Annotated in this window: 1 protein-coding gene; it reads left to right on the plus strand. The window is 37.8% G+C overall.

What is annotated here, in order from left to right; genetic code table 11:
- On the plus strand, positions 1–2222 hold a 2222-nt coding region (locus ADH54_RS01825), incomplete at both ends, for a PBECR4 domain-containing protein (RefSeq protein WP_049523789.1).

The following is a 2222-nucleotide window of genomic DNA, read 5'->3' on the forward strand; positions in this document are numbered from 1 at the left end:
ATTGATCGTTTAGATGCACAAATACTGGAGTACATAGAAAAAGCCCCTGAACAAAGTCAGGAGCGCTTGAATGATAGGGCCAGTGGTGGAGAGGGCTATTCACAGCATGATGCTGTAGGCAGTGCCGAACCTGAAGCTGAATTATCAGCAACCTTTGAGCAAACTGTTGCCAGTCACCCGACATCACCCTATCGTTACTTACATTTTAGCACAACTTTTGAGGAAGTGCAACGAAGACAATCGAAATACCATCCAATTACATCTGATGATTTGAAAAGAATGAATCAGTACGCTGGTTCTATTCAGAAATCATCTCAATGGTATTTAGAGGAATTAGCGAATAGTAAAATCTATTATTTCTATTCCAATAATGGAGAGGTGAGTTTGCTAGATGTTAATTTTAAACGAGAAAACTTTTTACACTTAACAGGAATCAGGCCAGTTGTTCCAGGTAGAAATGCTGGAGATTTTGTAGTCGATTTTGCTGAGGGAAGGGGAGACTATAATCAAATACTGGTTAGTAATAGTCTAAAAGAAAAATTACAAGTTATTCCTATGTTAGAGGATATTCTTGATCCTAAATCGTTTGTTTTGGATAACTTAGATGAAGTAAGAATTGCACAACGACTTAACTTTTCAGAAGCTATTAAGAGTAAAGACGAGGATTTCTTACTTCTTTTCAAAGATATAGGAGATGAACGTGTCCCTGCATCTCTCATGAAAATTAAGAGAGATCTAAGAGTTGATGTAGAGAAAACTAAGGAAAAAGTTATTCTTGGTGTTTTCCGTGAACGTGATGGCCATATTGAACAGTTATCTATCAATGAGGATTATGTCAAGGATAGAGGTAATGAGTTGCAAACCATTTTGAAAGATGGTTTGTTTGAAGAAATCAAGCCTGATACAACTAAAGAAATTGAACAAACAACGCCAGAGAACACACTGAATAGCCCCCTACTTGATTCAGCCACCTTTACTCAAGTCCTAGATACTGTCTATAATTTAGGTGTTCCAAATGACATCTCAAAAACTCCAGAAGAATTTCATCAAGCCTGGAATCAGTATCTTGACTATGCGAAACAGTACAATGATGAATTTGATCAGATTGTTGCTGCGGCTGTAGAAGATCATCTTTTAGATACAAATTCAGACTTTTATAAAGAGTGGAAACAAGATCATATCTATAAGGAAAACTACCATGTACGCCTTCAATGGGCTGAGGAACGCCCAGAAGGCCCTATATTGCCATTTAAAGAGACAGATCTGATATCTTATCAAGACTTTGCTAGAGAGCTTTACAAGGCCAATCAGAGCTTCTATCAGCTACATCAGGAAGGGCAAAAACAAGTGACTGGTGATCATCCAGAAGCCTATATCTCTCCAACTAAGATCCAGTTTAGTATCTACGCTCCCGATGGTGAACTGATTCAGGATGGTATCCGTTACAATATTGGTGAGGAGATTAACCCCATCGCTCAAAAAGAAAGACTTGGAACACGAGAAATGAGGGAATACCCAGAGTTGATAAAGCTAGATGGGGCATTATTCAATCAGTATCATCTGGAGAGATTGGCGAGTGAGTTAGATATTTCTCAGTTCAGTTACGCTTTGGAAGATACTCCTTATGCAGATCGACTTTTATCTCAAGTACCTTACGGAGTGTTAGAAAATAGTCCAATTGGTTTTTCGGATAGCAGTCATGATAGTCGTCTAGGATTTATTTCTTTTGATGGAATGGATAGTGTTGAGGTTGAAAATCTATCTGCTTGGTTTGAGAAGTTGGGAGTTAAGGATTCTCCAATGGAACAAGTAGCTCTTGTGGAAAAATGGCAAAATGAAATTAAAGAATTATCGGAAAAAGTTGAACAAACTATTGTCAACGTTCGAGATGAATTTGAAAAAACACAAGTCAAAGATTCGCAAAATACACCAGATAATACATACGAAAAAATTTATCAGTATAACCGAAAAGATGAGAGGAATCGTGATTTGGATGGTGATGGTATTTCCAACTCCGATGAGATGTTGCAAGGAACAGATCCATACAATGCTACTTCTAACCTTCATAAAATGCAGGAAGATAGAGAAAGAAGGACAGATGCTGAGGTGGCTGCAGGAATTGTTATAACCGAAGCAATTGCTACTAAAACTTCAGAACCAACCATTTCCCAGTTAGTCGCAAATAAAGATACAAAAGCTTTAGCTGAACACTTGAAAGAGGG

Source organism: Streptococcus pseudopneumoniae (assembly GCF_001072315.1).
GTDB lineage: Bacteria > Bacillota > Bacilli > Lactobacillales > Streptococcaceae > Streptococcus > Streptococcus pseudopneumoniae_R.